This window comes from Cupriavidus phytohabitans, from assembly GCF_000426345.1.
GTDB lineage: Bacteria > Pseudomonadota > Gammaproteobacteria > Burkholderiales > Burkholderiaceae > Cupriavidus.
Window position 1 is genome coordinate 24,813 of record NZ_AUFE01000001.1, and the last position, 17,711, is coordinate 42,523.

Consider the following 17,711-nt stretch of genomic DNA (forward strand, 5'->3'; position numbering starts at 1 on the left):
CTAGCCGCCCCCGGCGCGCTGCCACGCCGACTGGATATCGTCCATCAGCCGCACCAGCTTCGCTGCATAGCGGGCGTTGTCGCGCCTTCGCTCGCAGGCTGAATACGGAAAGCTGATGTTCAGGCCATAGAGCTGCTGGTCGGGGCCACGGAATGCCGCGCCCACCGCCAGCAAATGCCCGAGCTGATAAGCGGCGGTGCAGAAGCCGCGCTGTTGCGACTGCTCGATCGCCCGCAGCACGCGTGCGCGCATCTCCGGCCAGGCCTCTGCCTGCCGCGCCGCAATGCCTTCCAGCAGGTCCTCCCGCACGCCGTCCGGCTGTGCTCCCAGCCATGCCAGCCCGATCGATGTCAGTTCCATCGGCACGCGCGTGCCCGGCACCACGCGCCGCGTGCGCGAAACGCTGTCGCGGCTGTGCCGGATCGAGGCCAGGTACACCATGTCGAGCTTGTCGCCCACCGCCAATCCCACGTTGACCTTGCCGGCCTCGGCCACCCTGCGCATCAGCGGCAGCGCAATATCCGCGGCGCGGTTGGCGTGGCGGAAGGCATCGGCCAGGCTCAGCACCACCGGTGCAAGCCGGTAAGCGCGTTCGTTGACGTCGTAGCGCAGGAAGCTGGCGTCCACCAGCGAGCGCGTCAGCCGGCTGACGGTCGGCCGTGGCAGGCCGGTGCGCGCGGCCAGTTCGGCATTGGTCAGGCTGGTGGTGCCCACGCGGAAAGCGCGCAGCAGCACCAGCCCCCGTTCCAGCGACTGGCTGCCGGCGGTGTCGCGGGTAAAGCGGCCGGTCTGGTGGGTCGCGCGGCGCGTCGACACCGCTATGGGTGCTTCGGGTGCTTCGGGTGCTGTTTCGGCCATCTCCGCATAATTTCAGTAAGTGAAATCCGAGTATAGCGGCGAGGCCCGGCAGGGCGAATACTGTGGTCTCTGCCGGCCTTTGCCCCGGCCCACACCACAGAGGAGCGCCCCGCATGTCATCCGACGCCGATATCCAGCTCAGCCGCGACGGCCACGTCGCCCGCATCGTGCTGTCCCGTCCGCCGCACAACTTTGTCGATGCCGACGTGATGCGCCGGCTCGCGGACACCCTGCTGGCGCTGGATGACGACCCGGGCTGCCGCGCCGTCGTGCTGGCCTCCGGAGTCAACGCCTTCTGCGCGGGCGCCGACTTCAGCGGCGCCGGCCAGGGCGAGGTCGCCAACGACCCGGCCAGCTTCTATGTGCATGCAATGAAGCTATACCGCAACCGCAAGCCCATCGTCGCCGCGGTGGAAGGCGCCGCCGTCGGCGCGGGACTCGGCCTGGCATTGGTGGCGGACTTCCGCGTGACCTGCGCCGAGGCGCGCTTCAGCGCCAACTTCAACCGGCTCGGCTTCCACCCCGGCTTCGGCCTCAGCGTGACGCTGCCGCGGCTGGTCGGCGAACAGCAGGCCGCGCTGCTCTTCTACACCGGCCGCCGCATTTCCGGCACCGACGCCGTCGCCATCGGCCTGGCCGATGAACTGGTGGCCAAGGCTGAAGTCAACGGCCGCGCCATGGCGCTGGCGCAGGAGATCGCCAGCTCCGCGCCGCTGGCGGTGGAGACCACGCGCGCCACGCTGCGCGAAGGACTGGCGGACCGGATCGCCGAGGTTAACCAGCGCGAGCTGGCCATCCAGCGCGGGCAGTTCCGCAGCGAAGACTTCCGCGAAGGCGTGGCCGCGATGGCCGAGCGCCGCACTCCGGTGTTCCACCGCCGCTAAGGAGCAACCCGTGCCTGGACAACACACCCGTGCCACGCCCGCAGGCCCGCTCGACGGCATCCGCGTGCTGGACCTCACCGCGGTCGTGCTCGGCCCGCTGGCCACGCAGGTGCTGGCCGACTTTGGCGCCGACGTGATCAAGATCGAAGGCCCGGAAGGCGATCTGATGCGCGCCAATGGCGTCTCGCAGCATGCCGGCATGAGCTCGATCTACCTGGCGCTGAACCGCAACAAGCGCTCGGTCGTGCTCGACCTGAAGACTCCCGAGGGCGCCGAAGCGCTGCGCGCGCTGATCGCCGGCGCCGACGTGCTGGTGCACAACATGCGCGTGGCGGCGATCGAGCGGCTGGGCTTTGGCTACGAGGCGGTCGCCCGCATCAATCCGCGCATCGTCTACTGCGTCGCCACCGGCTTCGGCCAGGACGGCCCGCACCGCGACAAGCCCGCCTTCGACGACATCATCCAGGCCGGCTGCGGACTGGTGGCACTGGGTGCCGGCAACGGCGAGCGGCCGGAATACGTGCCCAGCCTGATCGCCGACAAGACCACCGGGCTGGCGCTGGCCAACGCAGTGCTCGCCGCGCTGCTGCATCGCGAACGACATGGCGTGGGCCAGTCGGTCGAAGTGCCGATGCTGGAGACCATGGCCGCCTTCGTGATGACCGAGCACCTGGGCGGCCTGACCTTCGAACCCGCTCCCGCCGGCGCGGGCTATGCGCGGCTGCTGCAGGGCGGCCGCCGCCCCGCGCCGACGCGCGACGGCTGGATCTGCGCGCTGCCCTATACCGAGCGCCACTGGCATGCCTTCTTCCGCGCGGTCGGCCGCGACGACCTTGCCGACCGCTACGAAGTCAGCGACCGCGCGCAGCGCAATGCCAATATCCGCGCGCTGTACGGCCATCTTGCCGAGCTGACCCCGGAGCGCAACACCGAAGAATGGATGGCGCTGTTCGAATCGCTCGACATCCCCGCCACGCCGATCTACGGGCTCGATGCGCTGGTCGATCACCCACACCTGCAAGCCGTGGGCCTGTTCCAGGCCACGCAGCACCCCACCGAGGGCCCGTTGCGCGAAGTACGCCCCGCCGCGCGCTTCTCGGCCACGCCGCTGTCGTTGCGCCGCCATGCGCCAGCACTGGGCGAACACACCGCCGAAGTCTTGCAGGAAGCCGGCATCACCCTGCCCGCCGTGCATGCTGGCACACCCGCCGGCGCCCAGGACTAACAAGGAGACACGCATGAATTTCCAGCTCGATGAAGAACACCGCATGCTCAAGGACCTGGTCGCGCGCTTCGTGCGCGAGCAGCTGATCCCGCTGGAGCCGGCGGTGCTGGCCCGCGAGGCCGGGGGCGGGCAGCACATGCTGCTGCCTGAAGAACACGCGCGACTCGATGGCCTGTCGCGCGAGCTTGGCCTGTGGGGACTGGACGCGCCCACCGAAATGGGCGGCGCCGACCTGCCCGTGGTGGCGATGGTCGGCGTCAACGAGGAACTCGGCAAGACCATCACACCCTACGACCTGCCGCCGGATTCGCCCAACCTGCGCATGCTGATGCTGACCGCGAACGACGCCCAGCGCGAGCGCTACCTGGATCCGTATGCGCGCGGCGAAACGGTATCGGCCATCGCCATTTCCGAGCCCGGCGCCGGCGGCGACCCCGCCATGATGACCACGCGCGCCGAACGCGACGGCGACCACTGGGTGCTCAATGGCCGCAAGATCTGGATCAGCCGCGCGGCGCGCGCCGACTGGACCATCGTGATGGCAGTGTCCGACAAGGCGAAGGGGGCGCGCGGCGGCATCTCGGCCTTTATCGTCGAGCGCGGCACGCCCGGCCTGCGCGTTGAGCGCCGCATCCCGATGATCGGCGGCCATTCCACCTATGAAGTCGTGCTGGAAGACTGCCGCGTTCCCGCCACGCAGTTGCTTGGCACCGAAGGCCAGGGCTTCGCGCCGATGCAGGCGCGCCTGTCCACGCGCCGCGTGCAGATGGCCGCGTGGTGCATCGGCCGGGCGCAGCGCGCGCTCGACATGATCTGCGAATACGCGCCGCAACGGCAGACCTTCGGCGCCCCGCTGGCACAGCGCCAGGCGATCCAGTGGTGGGTGGCGGACGCCGCCACCCGCATCCACGCCTGCCGCCTGATGACGTACGAAGCCGCCAGCCGCATCGATGCCGGCGAGGAGGCGCGCACACAGGTCTCGATGATCAAGGTCTTCGCCACCGAAATGGCGTGGGAAGTGATTGACCAGGCGATGCAGACCTTTGGCGCGATGGGCATGACCAAGGAACTGCCGCTGCAGCAGATGGCCAACGAGACCCGGCTGATGCGCATCTACGAAGGGCCCAGCGAAGTGCACCGCTGGGTGATCGCGCGCGACCTGCTCGGCCTGCGCCGCTGAGTCTGACCGACCTCTTGCACCGGCGGAGAACACGCCGGGCTTTTCCGACCGAAAGGAGACACCATGCAACAGCCTTACAGTTCGCGCCGCCGCTTCCTCGGGCTCGCCGCCGCGGCACTGGCAGCCGGCATCGCACCGCTGCCGGCGCTTGCCGCCGAGGACGCCTTCCCCTCGCGCCCCATGCGCTTCATCGTGCCGTTCCCGGCCGGCAGCGGCACCGACACCACCGCGCGCATGTTCGCCAAGAAGATCGGCGAGCTGACCGGCCAGGGCGTGGTGGTCGAGAACAAGCCCGGCGGCAACGGCTTTATCGGCGTGCAGACCGCGCTGAACGCGCCGGCGGACGGCTACACGGTGTTCATCGGCAGCAACTCCACGCTGTCGACCAACGCCGCCACCTTCCGCAAGCTGCCGTATGACCCGCTGACGGATTTCGCGCCGATCACGCTGCTGTCGCGCGGGCCGTGCGTGGTCATCGTGCCGGCCGGCTCGCCCTACCGGACGCTGGCGGAATTGCTGGACGACGCCCGCAAGCGGCCCGGCGCGCTCAACTACGGCACGGGTTCGATCTCGTACACGCTGTACAGCGAATGGCTCAACGAGCTGGCGAAGATCAAGACCACGCCGGTGCCGTACAAGGGCGCGGGCGATGCCATCAACGGCGTGATGGCGGCCAACGTGGACTTTGCCGTGGTCGATGCCACCGGCGCGATCGAACTGGTGCGCGGCGGCAGGATCCGCGCGCTGGCCTATACCGCGCCGCAGCGCTCGCCGCTGTTGCCTGACGTGCCGTCGATCGTCGAGGCGGGCCTGCCCGACTTCCTGGCCTACAACTGGGTGGCCGCGGCGATTTCCGCCAGGACGCCGCCGGCGGTTGTGAAGCGCCTGCAGGACCTGTTCACGCAGGCCGGCAACGCGCCCGACGTGCGCGACTACTACACGCGCCAGTCGACCAAGCTGATCCTGTCTTCGCCGGCGGAAATGCTGCAGTACCAGAAAGACGAGATCGTGCGCTGGAAGCGGCTGGCGGCGGTAGCCAAGATCCCGCTGCAGTAATCCGCCGAAGCCCGCTCAGCGGCTGTGCTCCCGCAGCAGCGCCGTCAGGCGCTGCGCCAGCGGCGACAGATATGCGCCGGCGCGGCTCAGCACGCCGATCCGCCGGCGCAGGTCCAGCTCTTCCACTTCCAGCGGCAACGCGCGCAGGCCGCGCTGCATGGCGTCGCCGCCGGCATTGGCGATGCTCAGCATCTGCGTGCCCTGCATCAGCGCGAACAGCGAGGTGCTGCCGAAATCGATCTCGACGCGCGGCTGCGGCGCCGGCAGGCCGCGCTGGCGGAAGGCGGCATCGACCTGCTGCCGCAGCGTGATGTGCGCTTCCGGCAGCAGCCATTCCTGGTCGGCGAGGTCCGCAAGGCGCAGCCTGCGCCGGCGCAATAGCGCATGGCCCTCGTCGGCGACCACCACCAGCCGGTCGTCAAACAGCGGCTCCACCGCAAAATCCGTCGAAGCCTGCACCGGGGCCACCGCGAGATCGAGTTCGCCCGCGGCGAGCAGGTCCAGCAGGTCACGCGCCAGCCGGCGCCGCAAGCGCAGCCGCGCCACCGGGCGCTCGCGCATCAGCTGCTGGCACGCTCCCAGGATCACGCCTCCCGGAATCGACGGCGAATAGCCCACGCGCAGCACGCCCTGCTCGCCGGTGCGGATGCCGAGCATTTCCTTGATGCCGTCCTCGTATTCCAGCCGGATACGCCGCGCCCGCTCCAGGAAGCGCGCGCCGGCGTAAGTGGCGGTCATGCCGTTGGCAGTACGTTCGAACAGCGGCAGCCCGGCCTGCGCCTCCACCCGCTGCACCGCCTTGGTCAGGGCCGGCTGGCTGATCCCCAGGGCCTCCGCCGCCCTGCCGATACCGCCGTGCGCCGCCACGGCGAGGATGTATTCCAGGTCCCGCGTCTCCATTGCCTCACATTCCTGATAGTTATGGCTTTATAGCCATTGCCGCATTGTGGTGATGGACGCCATCTTACAGACTTAGGCGCAGAGCCATAGCACAACATCATTCGCATCACGGAGACAGCATGAGTTTCGCGTATTTCCTGCGCCGCGCCGCGCGCTACTGGGGCGACCAGCCCGCCATCCTCTACCAGGACCAGGTGGTGACCTACCGCCAGCTGGACGAGCGCTCCACCCGCCTGGCCAATGCGCTGCTGGCGCTGGGGCTGCAGCGCGGCGACCGCGTGGCGGTGCAGGCGCGCAACCGGCCCGAACTGGTCGAACTGGAATGCGCGCTGTACAAGGCAGGCCTGGTCAAGGCAGCACTGAATCCGCGCTTCACCGCGGCGGAAGCCAGCGACGTGGTCGAGAACTGCACGCCGCGCGTGCTGATCGCCGGCCCCGGCTACACCGGCTACTCACGCTCCACGCCGGGCTTCGGCAGCGTCGAGACGTTTATCGCCATTGGCGAGGCGCCCGCCGGCTATGTCGGCTACGAATCGCTGCTGGCCAACGCCGGCACCGCCGCGCCCGATATCGTCCCCGCCGCCAGCGACCTGGCCGTGCTGCACTTCTCGTCCGGCTCCACCGGCAAGATCAAGGCGGCCATGCAGACCTACGGCAACCGCATGGCGGCGCTGCGCAAGATGGTGGCCGGCATGGACCGCCCGGCTCGCCCCGGCGACCGGCTGGCGCTGATCGGCCCGGTCACGCACGCCTCCGGCATGCTGATGCAGCCCTACCTGTACCTGGGCGCGACGCTGGTGCTGTTCGACAAGTTCGAGCCCGCGCACTTCCTCGCCGAGGTGGCGCGGCTGCGCATCACGCACGTGTTCATGGTGCCGGCGATGATCAACATGCTGATGGCGGAGCCCTCGCTGGCGCAGGCCGACCTGTCCAGCCTGAAGACGCTGGCCTACGGCGCCGCACCGATGGCGCCGGCGCGCATCCGCGAAGCCTGGGAGCGCATTGGCCCGATCCTGTCGCAGGGCTATGGCGCCAGCGAATCCACCTCAGGCGTCACGCGCCTGTCGACCGCTGACCACGCCGACGCGATCGCCAATCATCCCGAGCGCCTGGCCTCATGCGGCCGCGCGCTGGGCGAGACCGAAGTGCGCGTGGTCGACGAGCAAGGCCGCGAGGTGGCAGTGGGCGAGATCGGCGAACTGGTGATCCGCGGCGAAGACGTGTTCCAGGGCTACTGGGGCGAGCCCGCGCTCACCGCCGAGACCATCGTCGACGGCTGGCTGCATACGGGCGACATGGCACGCGTGGACGACGCCGGCTACCTGTACCTGGTCGACCGCAAGAAGGACATGATCATCTCCGGCGGCTTCAACGTGTACCCGACCGAGGTCGAAGCCACGCTGTACCAGCACCCCGACGTGCTCGAAGCCTGCGTCATCAGCGTGCCCGACGACACCTGGGGCGAGAGCGTCAAGGCCGTGGTCACGCTGCGCCCGGGCCGCGAAGCCAGCGCGCAGCAGCTGATCGCGCACTGCCGCGAGCGCATCGCCGACTACAAGTCGCCGCGTTCGGTCGACTTTGTCGCCGAGCTGCCCAAGAACGCCAGCGGCAAGCTGGCCCGCAAGATCGTGCGCGAACGCTACTGGCAAGGCGTGGCGCGCCGCGTCAACTGACTAGCCGAGGATCCCGCCATGTTCGATCACCTGACCAACCCCGTGCTGGTGGAAACCCGCGCCGGCATCCGCCGCTTTATCGACGAAGAACTGCGCCCGCTGGAGCAGGAACTGGGCCTCGGTTCCGAAGACCCGTGGCCGCGCGAGGTGCTGCGCAAGGTCTGGCGCCGCTCTTACGAACTGGGGTTCTATGCCGCCTGCCTGCCGGAATCGCTCGGCGGCAAGGGGCTGAACATCCAGGAGCAATGCGCGCTCAAGGCCGACCTGGCCGCCAGCGGCTCGACGCTGGCCGCGCACGTGCTGGGCGACCTGGGCGGCCCGCCGCGCGTGGGCAACATGCTCAAGTACGCCACGCCGGCGCAACTGAAGCAGTACTTCGAGCCCGTCATCCGCGGCGAGAAGTCGACCTGCTTCGCGCTGACCGAAACGCATTCCGGCTCGGACGCGCAGAGCATCAGGACCACCGCAATCGCCGACGGCGACGAGCTGGTGATCAACGGCGGCAAGCACTACATCAGCGGCGCGCCGTTCGCGGACTTCGCCATCGTCATGTGCGTGACGGATGCCACCACTACGCCGCCGGCGATCAGCGCGGTGCTGGTCGACCTGAACCTGCCGGGCGTGACCGTGACCAATGAATACGTGCCGATGTCGGGACAGCATATCGACGGCGATATCCGCTTCGACAACGTGCGCGTGCCGCGCGCCAACATCTTCGGCGGCGAGGGCAACGGCTTCAGGCTGGGCATGTCGCGCATCAACGTGAACCGCTTGCTGCACTGCCCGTCGATGCTGGGGCTGGCCATGCGCGCCTACGAGTCGTCGGTGGAATACGCCGGCAAGCGCCGCCAGTTCGGCGGCCCGATCGCGCGCTTCCAGGCGATCCAGCACATGCTCGCCGACATGGCCGCGGCGCTGTGGGCCTGCGAAAGCATGATCGCGCACACCGCGGCGCTGGCCGATGCCGGCGCGGACCTGCGCATGAAAGCCGCGGCATGCAAGCTCTTTGTCTCGGAACGCTGCTTCGAAGTGGCCGACAAGGCGGTACAGATCCACGGCAACGTGGGCGTCACGCGCGGGCATCCGGTCGAGCAGACCTTCCGCAAGTTGCGCATGTTCCGCATCTTCACCGGCACCAGCGAGATCCAGCGCAACACCATCGCGCGCGCGATACTGGAGCCGCTGCAGCAGCAAGCGCAGCCGCCGAAGCAGCAACAGGCTTGACCGTGCCGGCGGCACGGTCGCCGCCGGCATCAGGACAATACAACAAGACCACGGAGACCTAGCATGAACCGCCGAGAATGGCTCGCCACCGCTGGCGCCGCCGCGCTGGGAAGCGCCCTGCTGCCCGCCCGCGCCGCCGCGCCCGCCAATTACCCCAGCCGTCCGATCCGGCTGATCGTCCCGTTCATCGCCGGCAGCACGCCGGACAGTACCGCCCGCACGCTGTCTGCGGAGCTGGGCCAGAAGCTCGGCCAGCCGCTGGTGGTCGAGAACATGCCTGGCGCCGGGGGCATCATCGGCGCCACCGCGCTGCGGCGTGCGGCGCCCGACGGCTACACGCTGGGCATCCTCGCCAATACGCATGTGATCAACGTGCACATGTACCGCAAGATGCCGTACGACCCGGCGCGCGATTTCACGCCGATCACGGCGCTGTCCGGCGGTCCGACCGCGCTGGTCGTGCCCGCATCGTCGCCGTACAAGACCGCGGCCGAGCTGGTCGCCGCGATGAAGAAGGCGCCGGGCAAGTTCAACTATGGCTCCGGCGGCAAGGGCAGCATCGCGCATCTGGCGGTGGAAGCCATGCTGCACCAGACCGGCTGCGACGCGGTCCATATCCCTTACAAGGGTGCGCCGGAAATCATTACCGCCATGCTGACGGGGCAAACCCAGTTCGGCATGCCGGTGCTTGGCACGGCCACCCAGTACGTGCGCAACCAGCAGGTGCGCGTGCTGGCCGTCACCGCCGCGGCGCGCTCGCCGTTCTTCCCGGACGTGCCAACAATGGCCGAAGCACTGCCGCCCGGCTTTGTCATCGACAACTGGAGCGGGCTGTTTGCGCCGGCCAATTTCCCGGCCGAACTGGCGCAGAAGCTGCATGCCGCGGTCGCCGCGCTGCAGAATGCAGGCGTTTTCGACGCTCAGCTCAAGGCCAGCGCGGGCGAACTGCGCCGCAGCGCCACCCCGGCCCAGTTTGGCACCGTCGTGGCCGCGGACAACTCCCGCTACGGCGAGTTGATGAAGTCGATTGGCATGGTCGGCGATTTGGGCTGAGCGCACTGCTTTTGAACCGGGATGACACATGAAGCCAGAATGGTCCTGCCTGAAGGACGTCACCATCATCGACGCCAGCCAGCTGCTGCCCGGCCCGCATGCCTGCAGCCTGCTGCGCCAGTTGGGGGCCGATGTGATCAAGGTGGAGCAGCCCGGCAGCGGGGACTCCATCCGCCAGCTCGGTCCGGCGGCCTATGCGCAGTTCAACCGCGGCAAACGCTCCGTAGCGCTCGATCTCAAGAGCGAGGCTGGCCGCGAAGCCTTCCTTGAACTGGCCCGGAATGCCGACGCCGTGGTGGAAGGCTTCCGCCCGGGGGTCATGAAACGGCTGGGACTCGACTATGCGGCATTGGCCGCCGTCAATCCGGCGATCGTGCTGTGCTCGGTCTCGGGCTTTGGCCAGACCGGACCTTATGCCGGCCATGCGGGACATGACCTCAACTACCTTGCACTGGCCGGCTACTGGGCAACACCGGTGCAGGTGCACGACAAGGTCTCGCGCCCGCGCGTGCGGGTGTCTGACTACGCGGCCTCTGGCTATGCCGCGCTGTCGCTGGCCGTAGCCATCATGAGCGCGCGGCAGCACGGTCGCGGGCAGCATCTGGACGTATCGATCCACGACGCCATCCTGTCGTTGACCGCCCACGGCGCCTGGGCCGCGCGCGGACACGAGGCCGCGCCGCAGGAATCGCCGACGGTGATGCCGGAAAACGACCTGTTCGAGACGCGCGACGGGCGGCATCTGGCGATGGGGATTCTGGAGAACAAGTTCTGGGTCAATCTGGGCGAGGCGCTGGGGGAGGAATTTCCCGCGCTGCGCGATCCGCGATATGCCACGCGGGCCGGGCGCTATGGGCATAAGCTGGCGGTCAATGACCTGCTTGCGGCGGTCTTTCTTACCCGTGATCTGGCAGAGTGGGAGGCATTCTTCGGACCGCTGGATATACCGTTTTCGCCTGTGCTTGCGGCAGGGGAATTGTTTGAGGATGCGCACGTGCAGGCGCGCGGGGTGGTGCGGCGCCCGGCAGGAGAAGATGGGATTGCGGTGAACTTCCCGGTCAGGTTCTCTTTAGGATTGCCAGCGGGGGAGGACTTTGTGGCCGCTGTTGGAAAGGGGGCTGCGGGCTAAGGAGTTCTCGAGGCCGGCAAAAAGCATCTTTTTCATCACTTCTATCCCCGCACAGGGCCGGTCAACCCCATCAATTAGCAAGAATTATTTTCTGGCTATAATTATTGGGATTTCATAATTTCCAATAAGTGCGCCATGACACACATCTATCGTCGCCCGGCCCTTGCAGGCCAGATGGCGCAGCAGTTGCTCCACCCCAGCGTACTGGACGAAGGGCTACGGTCGGGCTTGTTCCTGTCCGGTTTACGGCGCACGGGGAAAACGACGTTTCTTATCAACGACCTCGTCCCTGCTCTGGAGGCCGAGGGTGCGATCGTCATCTACGTCGATCTCTGGAGCGACACGCAACGCAGTCCAGCGTCCCTCATCCTTGCCGCGGTAAAGAAGACGCTTGCCGAGCTGGAGCAGCCGGGCTCAGCGGCCCTCAGGCAGCTCAAGCGGGTGTCGGGTGCCGACTTTGGCGCCTTTGGCCTCAAGTTCGGGTTCAAGCTGGAGAGCGTTGGCGAGCCCGGCGGCGCTACGCTGGCCCAGGCCCTTGCCGAAGTCATCGACAAAGCCAGCACCAACGTGGTCCTGATCGTGGACGAGGTCCAGCATGCCATTACCTCCGAGGAGGGCAATCGCATGCTCCTGGCCCTCAAGGCCGCCCGCGATGCCGTCAATCCGCGCCCCAATACGCCTGGCTACTTCATTTTTGTTGGCACCGGCTCGCACCGTGCGCTGGTTGCCGACTTGACTGCGCGCCGCAACCAGGCCTTCGCAGGCGCTACCTCGGTCTCTTACCCCGTGCTCGGGGAAGACTACGTCGCTCATCTGCTGGAACGCTTGTCGGCAGAAGAGTTCAGCGCCCGCCCATCGCTGGACGTTGCCGTGCAGGCGTTCCGGGCACTGGGCAACCGGCCGGAAGAGATGATCAAAGCCTTGCGGCAACTGCATTTCCATTTGCCTTCCGGAAGCAATCCGGACGAGCACTTGCCGGTCATCGCCAACACGCTCCGCTCGACTGCCGCCGATCTTGAACTGATGAAGCTTGAACAGCTGGGCGGACTGGCTACCGCAATTTTCGATCGCATTGCATGCGCTGAAGGCGACGCCCGCGGCCTGTTTTCAGGCGAGTCCGCCGCTGCCTACTCGGCTGCTCTGGGACGTGAAGTCCGTATCGAGGAAGCGCAGCCTGTGGTCAATGAGATGATGGCGACCAATCTGATCATGCGCAAAGGGCATGGAGTGTATGGCGTGACGGACCCGTTCGTGCAGGAGATCTGGCTGGAGCGCAAGTCGCTTGAAGGCAAGTTGTAGCGGGCGGCAAGGCCGCCGCCGCCTTTCACATCTCGCCTTCATCGCATTTCGTGCCGGCACTGGCCGGGTGGAAATCAGCAGAACTGTCCCTGTCCGCTACCGCCCTTTCCTTGCTAATTTTCTCGACGTCAAAGCGGCCAGCTGCGCAAGGGGAATGAGAGCATGAAGACCATCGGCCTGATCGGCGGCATGAGCTGGGAGTCCTCCGCCGAGTACTACCGGTTGATCAACCAGGAAATGAAAGCCCGGCTGGGCGGGCATAACAACGCCCGCAGCCTTATGGCCACCGTCTGCTTCGAAGAGATCAAGGCACTGCAGCACGCCGAGCAATGGGATCAACTTGGCCAGCTCATGCAGCAGGCCGCACGGCAGGTCGAGGCTGGTGGTGCGGATTTCGTGCTGCTCTGTACCAACACCATGCATCGCGTGGCGCCGGCGATCGAATCTGTGCTCAACGTGCCTTTCATCCATATCGTCGACCCGACGGCGCAAGCGTTGCGGCAGGCCGGCATCAGGCGCGTCGGCTTGCTCGGCACGCGCTTCACGATGGAACAGCATTTCTACCGCGGGCGGATGCGCGAACTGCATGGCATCGACGTGGTGGTGCCCGAGCAGGCGGACCGCGACCGAGTGCACGATGTCATTTACGAAGAGTTATGCCACGGCATCGTGCGCGATGAGGCAAGGGCCGAATACCAGCGCATCGTCGCCGCGCTCGCGGCGGGTGGCGCCGAAGGCGTGATCCTCGGCTGCACGGAAATCACGCTGCTGCTCGGGCAGGGTGACGTGGCGCTGCCGGTGTTCGATACCACGGCGCTGCATGCGCAGGCGGCGGTAACGCTGGCGCTCAGCTGAGCGGCTAAGTCCTTCCTTGGGGAATCTCTGAGGCGCTGGCCTGCGTGATTCCTGCACGCTTGCCGCGCCAAACCTCTGACCGGCGTTTCCAACCTCGCTGTCTGACCCGCCGCCCTCACCTTGCGGATGAGTGGCGAGCATTCACTTAGTGAGGAGTGATTCATGTCGATCGAACCTATCCAAACCAATGTCTGCCTGCATCAAATCCGCGCCGGTATCGAAGGGTGCTCGCGCTATTGAAGCAGCTGAGCGTACGTTCCGAAGAATGCTTCAGTGCGCTGTGCCTGCTGGGCATGGTGCAGGCGAAGCTGGCCGTATTGATGGACGCGGGTCCGCTTTCAGCGTAGCAGCGCATGCGTTGGCGGCGCTTCGGCATCCGCCAATGCGCAACCTCGAGCTTGTAGACAACAACATGACCCACGCGTTGTACCAACATTGGCCAGCAGAGAAGATTTGCCAGACACTGCCTGGCAAATGTGTGCCAAACGAGTCACTCGACCTTTCCATCCTTGCGCAAGCTTTTCGCCTGCCGTGGTCCGCCTATGTGCGCCTGATCTCAGTCAAGAACTCTTACGCGCGGGACTTCTACGAAGCCGAGGCATTGCGCTGTGGCTGGAGCGTGCGCCAGCTTGACCGTCAGATCGGCAGCCAGTTCCATGAGCGCACGGCACTCTCCTGACCATGGGGCCCCTCCGTCCATGGTTACCCCAGGCTTATCCACGTAGTCTTCAAATCGGTGTACTTGTCCAACGCATGCAGCGACTTGTCCCGTCCCGATCCCGACTGCTTGACCCCGCCGAATGGCACCGTGATATCGCCATCCATATAGCAGTTGACCCACACCAGCCCCGCCCGCAGCCGCCGCGAAACCCGGTGCGCGCGCGACAGGTTGGCGGTCCACAACCCTGAGCCCAGCCCATACGGCGAATCGTTGGCCATGCGCACGACTTCGTCCTCGGTGTCGAACACGGTCACAGCCAGCACCGGGCCGAAGATTTCCTCGCGCACGATGCTGAGCGACTGGGTCGGACATTCAAAGATGGTGGGCTGCAGGAAGTAACCGCCGGTATCGGTACGGACGCGCTCGCCGCCCAGGCGCAGCCGCGCGCCTTCGCGCTGCCCGCCTTCCACGTAAGACATCACGCGATCGAGCTGGCGCGCGTCGACGATGGCGCCCATGGCGGAGGCGGGGTCGAGCGGATCGCCGGGCTGCATCGATCGGGCATGGGCCTCCAGCTTCTCCATGAAGGCGTCATAGATGTTGCGCTGGACATAGAGGCGCGAGCCGGCGATGCAGATCTCGCCCTGGTTGTTGAAGATGCCGATGGCGGCCGCTTGCGCGGCGCGGTCGAGGTCGGGGCAGTCGTCGAACACAATGTGCGGCGACTTGCCACCGCATTCGAGCCAGACACGCTTCAGGTTGGACTGGCCGGAATATTCCATAAAGCGCTTGCCGGTGGCCGTGGAGCCGGTGAAGGCGATGCAATCCACATCCGGATGCAGGCCGAGCGCCTGTCCGGCCTGCGCGCCCAGTCCCGGCACCACGTTGAAGACCCCGGGCGGAATGCCGGCTTCAGCGGCCAACTCGGCGAGCCGCAGCGCGGTCAGCGGCGACTGCTCGGCCGGCTTGAGGATGACGCTGTTGCCCGCGGCCAGCGCCGGCGCCACCTTCCAGCTGCCCATCAGCAGCGGATAGTTCCACGGCACCACGGCCGCTACCACGCCGAGCGGCTCGCGCGTGATGGTGGCGAGCACGTTGCCGCCGGTGGGCGCGATTTCGTCGTAGCGCTTGTCGATGGCCTCGGCGTACCACGCGAAGGTGCGCGCCGCTTCCGGAATATCGTAGGCCAGCGTGTCGCCGATGGCCTTGCCCATGTCCATCGTTTCCAGCAGGGCCAGTTCTTCGCGGTGGGATTCGATGAGCGCGGCGAGGCGCAGCAGCACGGCCTTGCGCTCGCGCGGCGCCAGTCCGCACCAGATGCCTTGCTCGAAAGCCTGGCGCGCCGCTGCGACGGCACGGTCGACGTCCGCCGCGCCGCATGCCGCTACTTTGGCCAGTACGGTGCCGGTGGCGGGGTTGATGGTGTCGAAGGTGGCGCCGTCGGCGGCATCGGTCCATTCGCCGCCGATGTAGGCGCGGCTTTGCGGGTGCAGTGCGGCCGCCCGGGCCTGCCAGTAAGGCAGATCGCGTGTTTCGCTCATGGGGTTCCTCGATTGGTTGACAGGGCCGCGGGCGACGGCAGCGTCTGCGTCAGCCCGGCCAGCACGATCAGGGCGATGCCGGCCAGCGCCAGCGCGTCGGGCCAGCGGCCGAACCACAGCGCGCTGTAGACCAGCGCCAGCAACAAGTGGAAATAGTTCAGCGGGGCCAGGCGCGATGCCGGGGCGCGCTGAAGGGCCAGGATCAGCAGGACTTGCGCCGCCGCGCTCATCAGGCCCATGGAAAGGATCGCCAGCCAGTCGGCCAGATCCGGCCACACCGGCGGCGGGAAGAACGGCGCCGGCACGCCGGTGGCGACCATGCAGATCAGCGCGGCAAAGCCGTACTGCACGCGCGCATCGACCTGCCCCGCCATGCGCCGCGTCAGCAGCTGCAGCATGGCATAGGCCAGCGTGGCGGCCAGCATCAGCACCGTGCCAAGCCACGACACGGCGCCGCCGGGGCGTACGATCAGCAGCATGCCGCAGAAGCCCGCGCCTACCGCCAGCCATTGGCGCAGGCCGACCTTCTCGCCGAGCATCCACGGAGACAGGCCCACCACCATCAGCGGCGCCATGAAATAGATGGCGGTGGCTTCGGCCAGCGGCATCCACAGCAGCGCGGTCATGAAGCAGGTGCCGACCACCGCCAGCATCAGGCCGCGCAGCACCAGCAGGCCGCGGTGCGGCGTGCGCCAGAAGTGCAGTTGGCCGGATCCGGCGAGCATAGCCACGGCTACCGCCAGCGTGGCGCCGTAGCGCACCGCGTTGAGAAACGGCGCGGGATAGCGGCCGACAAGGTGCTTGGCGGTGGCGTCCACGGTAGCGAACAGCGTCACCACGCACAGGAACAGCAGCCCGCCACGCCACCAGTCGGGCATACCCCGCGCCGCGGCGGTCATGCGCCCGCCTGCGCGACCATCGCACCGAGCAGCACGTTGGCGCCGGCTTCGAGGTGCTCGGGCCGGGCATCTTCCACTTCGTTGTGGCTGATGCCGTCCTTGCAGGGCACGAAGATCATTGCGGTCGGCGTCACGCTGGCCATGTAGACGGCATCGTGTCCGGCGCCGGTGACGATGCTCTGCTGGCTGTACCCGCGCGCCACGGCCTCGCGGCGCACGTGGTCGACCAGTTCCGGCGCGAACGGGGTCGGCGGGAAGTACTGCACGTCGTCGATCTTCACGTCGAACGTTGCGCCTGTGGTACTGCCCTGCGCCAGCGCCTCGCACGCGGCGCGGAAGCGGGCATCCATCTCGGCCAGCTTGCCGGCATCTTCGTGGCGCAGGTCGACCGTGAATTTCACCGCGCCGGGAATCACGTTGCGCGACCCGGGGTGGAGATTGACCACGCCGACGGTGCCGCGGCCGTGCGGCGCGAAGTCATGGGCGATGCGCACCACTTCCTGCATCACGTGGGTCGCGCCATAGAGCGCATCGCGGCGCAGCGGCATCGGCGTGGGGCCGGCGTGGGCCTCCATGCCGGTCACGGTCACGTCGTACCAGCGCAGGCCCAGCGAGCCGGTGACCACGCCGATCACGTTGTCCGCCGCTTCCAGCACCGGGCCCTGCTCGATATGGGCCTCGAAATATGCGCCCACCGGCCGCCCCCCTACTTCGCCGGTGCCGGCATAGCCGATGGCCTGCAACTCATCCGCCACGCGCTTGCCGTCGGTATCGGTGGCGTCCAGCGCGGTCTGCAGCGGGAAGATGCCGGCGAACACGCCCGAGCCCATCATCACCGGCACGAAGCGCGTGCCTTCCTCGTTGGTCCAGATGGCCAGTTCGAGCGGCGCTTCGGTGGTCACGCCATGGTCATTGAGCGTGCGCATGACTTCCAGCCCCGCCAGCACGCCGAAGCAGCCGTCGAACTTGCCCCCGGTCGGCTGCGTATCGATATGGCTGCCGGTCATCACCGGCGGCAGTGCGTCGTCGCGCCCCGCGCGGCGTCCGAAGATATTGCCGACGCGGTCCACCGTCACGGTCAGACCGGCGTCGCGCATCCAGCCGCAGACCAGGTCGCGGCCCTGCCCGTCGAGCGCGGTCAGCGCCAGCCGTGCATTGCCGCCCTTGGGCGTGGCGCCGATTTGCGCCAGGTCCATCAGCGCTTGCCACAGGCGCTGGCGGTTGATGGCGATCTTGCTAGTCATTGCAGTTCTCCCAGTATTGGTGATTGCGCC

15 protein-coding genes and 1 pseudogene are annotated in these 17,711 nt (G+C 67.4%); 11 read left to right on the plus strand and 5 right to left on the minus strand.

Annotated elements, in window-relative coordinates; translation table 11 throughout:
• Positions 1-858 carry an IclR family transcriptional regulator gene (locus tag K309_RS0100150; RefSeq protein WP_035876452.1) on the minus strand — a complete coding sequence of 286 codons (858 nt, stop codon included), beginning with the start codon at positions 856-858 and terminating at the stop codon, positions 1-3.
• A gap of 113 nt (positions 859-971) precedes the next feature.
• Here K309_RS0100150 and K309_RS0100155 point away from each other — a divergent pair, with 113 nt between their 5' ends.
• From K309_RS0100155 to K309_RS0100170, 4 genes are all read left to right on the plus strand, one after another.
• On the plus strand, positions 972-1,742 hold the full coding sequence (locus K309_RS0100155) for an enoyl-CoA hydratase/isomerase family protein (RefSeq protein ID WP_029044516.1): 771 nt from the start codon (positions 972-974) through the stop codon (positions 1,740-1,742).
• A gap of 10 nt (positions 1,743-1,752) precedes the next feature.
• On the plus strand, positions 1,753-2,967 hold the full coding sequence (locus K309_RS0100160) for a CaiB/BaiF CoA transferase family protein (protein WP_029044517.1): 1,215 nt from the start codon (positions 1,753-1,755) through the stop codon (positions 2,965-2,967).
• 13 nt (positions 2,968-2,980) lie between these two features.
• Positions 2,981-4,147, plus strand: a complete 1,167-nt coding sequence (locus tag K309_RS0100165; RefSeq protein WP_029044518.1) for an acyl-CoA dehydrogenase family protein — start codon at positions 2,981-2,983, stop codon at positions 4,145-4,147.
• 63 nt (positions 4,148-4,210) lie between these two features.
• Positions 4,211-5,203 (plus strand): Bug family tripartite tricarboxylate transporter substrate binding protein, encoded by a 993-nt coding sequence (locus K309_RS0100170; protein WP_029044519.1) that lies wholly within the window; start codon positions 4,211-4,213, stop codon positions 5,201-5,203.
• A gap of 15 nt (positions 5,204-5,218) precedes the next feature.
• Here the strand turns inward: K309_RS0100170 and K309_RS0100175 are convergent, their stop codons facing one another.
• On the minus strand, positions 5,219-6,103 hold the full coding sequence (locus K309_RS0100175; protein WP_029044520.1) for a LysR family transcriptional regulator: 885 nt from the start codon (positions 6,101-6,103) through the stop codon (positions 5,219-5,221).
• 119 nt (positions 6,104-6,222) lie between these two features.
• Between K309_RS0100175 and K309_RS0100180 the strand changes: the two genes are divergently transcribed.
• The 7 genes and pseudogenes from K309_RS0100180 to K309_RS41475 form a co-directional block, all read left to right on the plus strand.
• Positions 6,223-7,776 carry an AMP-binding protein gene (locus tag K309_RS0100180; RefSeq protein WP_029044521.1) on the plus strand — a complete coding sequence of 518 codons (1,554 nt, stop codon included), beginning with the start codon at positions 6,223-6,225 and terminating at the stop codon, positions 7,774-7,776.
• Between the two features lie 18 nt (positions 7,777-7,794).
• The gene (locus K309_RS0100185) at positions 7,795-9,000 is read left to right on the plus strand and encodes an acyl-CoA dehydrogenase family protein (protein ID WP_029044522.1); all 1,206 of its coding nucleotides are present in this window, start codon (positions 7,795-7,797) and stop codon (positions 8,998-9,000) included.
• Between the two features lie 63 nt (positions 9,001-9,063).
• Positions 9,064-10,053: a tripartite tricarboxylate transporter substrate binding protein gene (locus tag K309_RS0100190; RefSeq protein WP_029044523.1), complete on the plus strand. Its 990-nt coding sequence runs from the start codon at positions 9,064-9,066 to the stop codon at positions 10,051-10,053.
• 28 nt (positions 10,054-10,081) lie between these two features.
• On the plus strand, positions 10,082-11,182 hold the full coding sequence (locus K309_RS0100195) for a CaiB/BaiF CoA transferase family protein (protein ID WP_029044524.1): 1,101 nt from the start codon (positions 10,082-10,084) through the stop codon (positions 11,180-11,182).
• A gap of 135 nt (positions 11,183-11,317) precedes the next feature.
• The gene (locus K309_RS0100200) at positions 11,318-12,481 is read left to right on the plus strand and encodes an AAA family ATPase (protein ID WP_029044525.1); all 1,164 of its coding nucleotides are present in this window, start codon (positions 11,318-11,320) and stop codon (positions 12,479-12,481) included.
• 162 nt (positions 12,482-12,643) lie between these two features.
• A complete protein-coding gene (locus K309_RS0100205) occupies positions 12,644-13,336 on the plus strand; it encodes an aspartate/glutamate racemase family protein (protein ID WP_029044526.1) in 693 nt (230 codons plus the stop codon).
• A gap of 385 nt (positions 13,337-13,721) precedes the next feature.
• Positions 13,722-14,012: pseudogene (locus K309_RS41475) on the plus strand (DUF1016 N-terminal domain-containing protein); the annotation flags it as partial.
• Positions 14,013-14,038: 26 nt separating this feature from the next.
• On the opposite strand, the gene K309_RS0100220 reads toward K309_RS41475, so the two are convergent.
• Genes K309_RS0100220 through K309_RS0100230 form a run of 3 tightly spaced genes read right to left on the minus strand, consistent with a single transcriptional unit; the run spans position 14,039 to position 17,681 of the window.
• Complete coding sequence (locus K309_RS0100220) at positions 14,039-15,538, minus strand: aldehyde dehydrogenase (protein ID WP_029044528.1); 1,500 nt, start codon at positions 15,536-15,538, stop codon at positions 14,039-14,041.
• Positions 15,535-16,437 carry a DMT family transporter gene (locus K309_RS0100225; protein ID WP_029044529.1) on the minus strand — a complete coding sequence of 301 codons (903 nt, stop codon included), beginning with the start codon at positions 16,435-16,437 and terminating at the stop codon, positions 15,535-15,537. Before K309_RS0100225 ends, K309_RS0100220 begins: the two co-directional genes overlap by 4 nt.
• Positions 16,434-17,681 carry a Zn-dependent hydrolase gene (locus tag K309_RS0100230; RefSeq protein WP_029044530.1) on the minus strand — a complete coding sequence of 416 codons (1,248 nt, stop codon included), beginning with the start codon at positions 17,679-17,681 and terminating at the stop codon, positions 16,434-16,436. The genes K309_RS0100225 and K309_RS0100230 overlap by 4 nt, the downstream gene beginning before the upstream one ends.
• Positions 17,682-17,711 lie beyond the last annotated feature (30 nt).

Bases quoted from the DNA above. Each gene is read 5' to 3' on its own strand.
- K309_RS0100205 (WP_029044526.1), top strand. From the start codon at position 12,644: ATGAAGACCATCGGCCTGATCGGCGGCATGAGCTGGGAGTCCTCCGCC.
- K309_RS0100165 (WP_029044518.1), top strand. From the start codon at position 2,981: ATGAATTTCCAGCTCGATGAAGAACACCGCATGCTCAAGGACCTGGTC.
- K309_RS0100170 (WP_029044519.1), top strand. From the start codon at position 4,211: ATGCAACAGCCTTACAGTTCGCGCCGCCGCTTCCTCGGGCTCGCCGCC.
- K309_RS0100190 (WP_029044523.1), top strand. From the start codon at position 9,064: ATGAACCGCCGAGAATGGCTCGCCACCGCTGGCGCCGCCGCGCTGGGA.
- K309_RS0100225 (WP_029044529.1), bottom strand. From the start codon at position 16,437: ATGACCGCCGCGGCGCGGGGTATGCCCGACTGGTGGCGTGGCGGGCTG.
- K309_RS0100195 (WP_029044524.1), top strand. From the start codon at position 10,082: ATGAAGCCAGAATGGTCCTGCCTGAAGGACGTCACCATCATCGACGCC.
- K309_RS0100175 (WP_029044520.1), bottom strand. From the start codon at position 6,103: ATGGAGACGCGGGACCTGGAATACATCCTCGCCGTGGCGGCGCACGGC.
- K309_RS0100230 (WP_029044530.1), bottom strand. From the start codon at position 17,681: ATGACTAGCAAGATCGCCATCAACCGCCAGCGCCTGTGGCAAGCGCTG.
- K309_RS0100150 (WP_035876452.1), bottom strand. From the start codon at position 858: ATGGCCGAAACAGCACCCGAAGCACCCGAAGCACCCATAGCGGTGTCG.
- K309_RS0100180 (WP_029044521.1), top strand. From the start codon at position 6,223: ATGAGTTTCGCGTATTTCCTGCGCCGCGCCGCGCGCTACTGGGGCGAC.
- K309_RS0100220 (WP_029044528.1), bottom strand. From the start codon at position 15,538: ATGAGCGAAACACGCGATCTGCCTTACTGGCAGGCCCGGGCGGCCGCA.
- K309_RS0100185 (WP_029044522.1), top strand. From the start codon at position 7,795: ATGTTCGATCACCTGACCAACCCCGTGCTGGTGGAAACCCGCGCCGGC.
- K309_RS0100155 (WP_029044516.1), top strand. From the start codon at position 972: ATGTCATCCGACGCCGATATCCAGCTCAGCCGCGACGGCCACGTCGCC.
- K309_RS0100200 (WP_029044525.1), top strand. From the start codon at position 11,318: ATGACACACATCTATCGTCGCCCGGCCCTTGCAGGCCAGATGGCGCAG.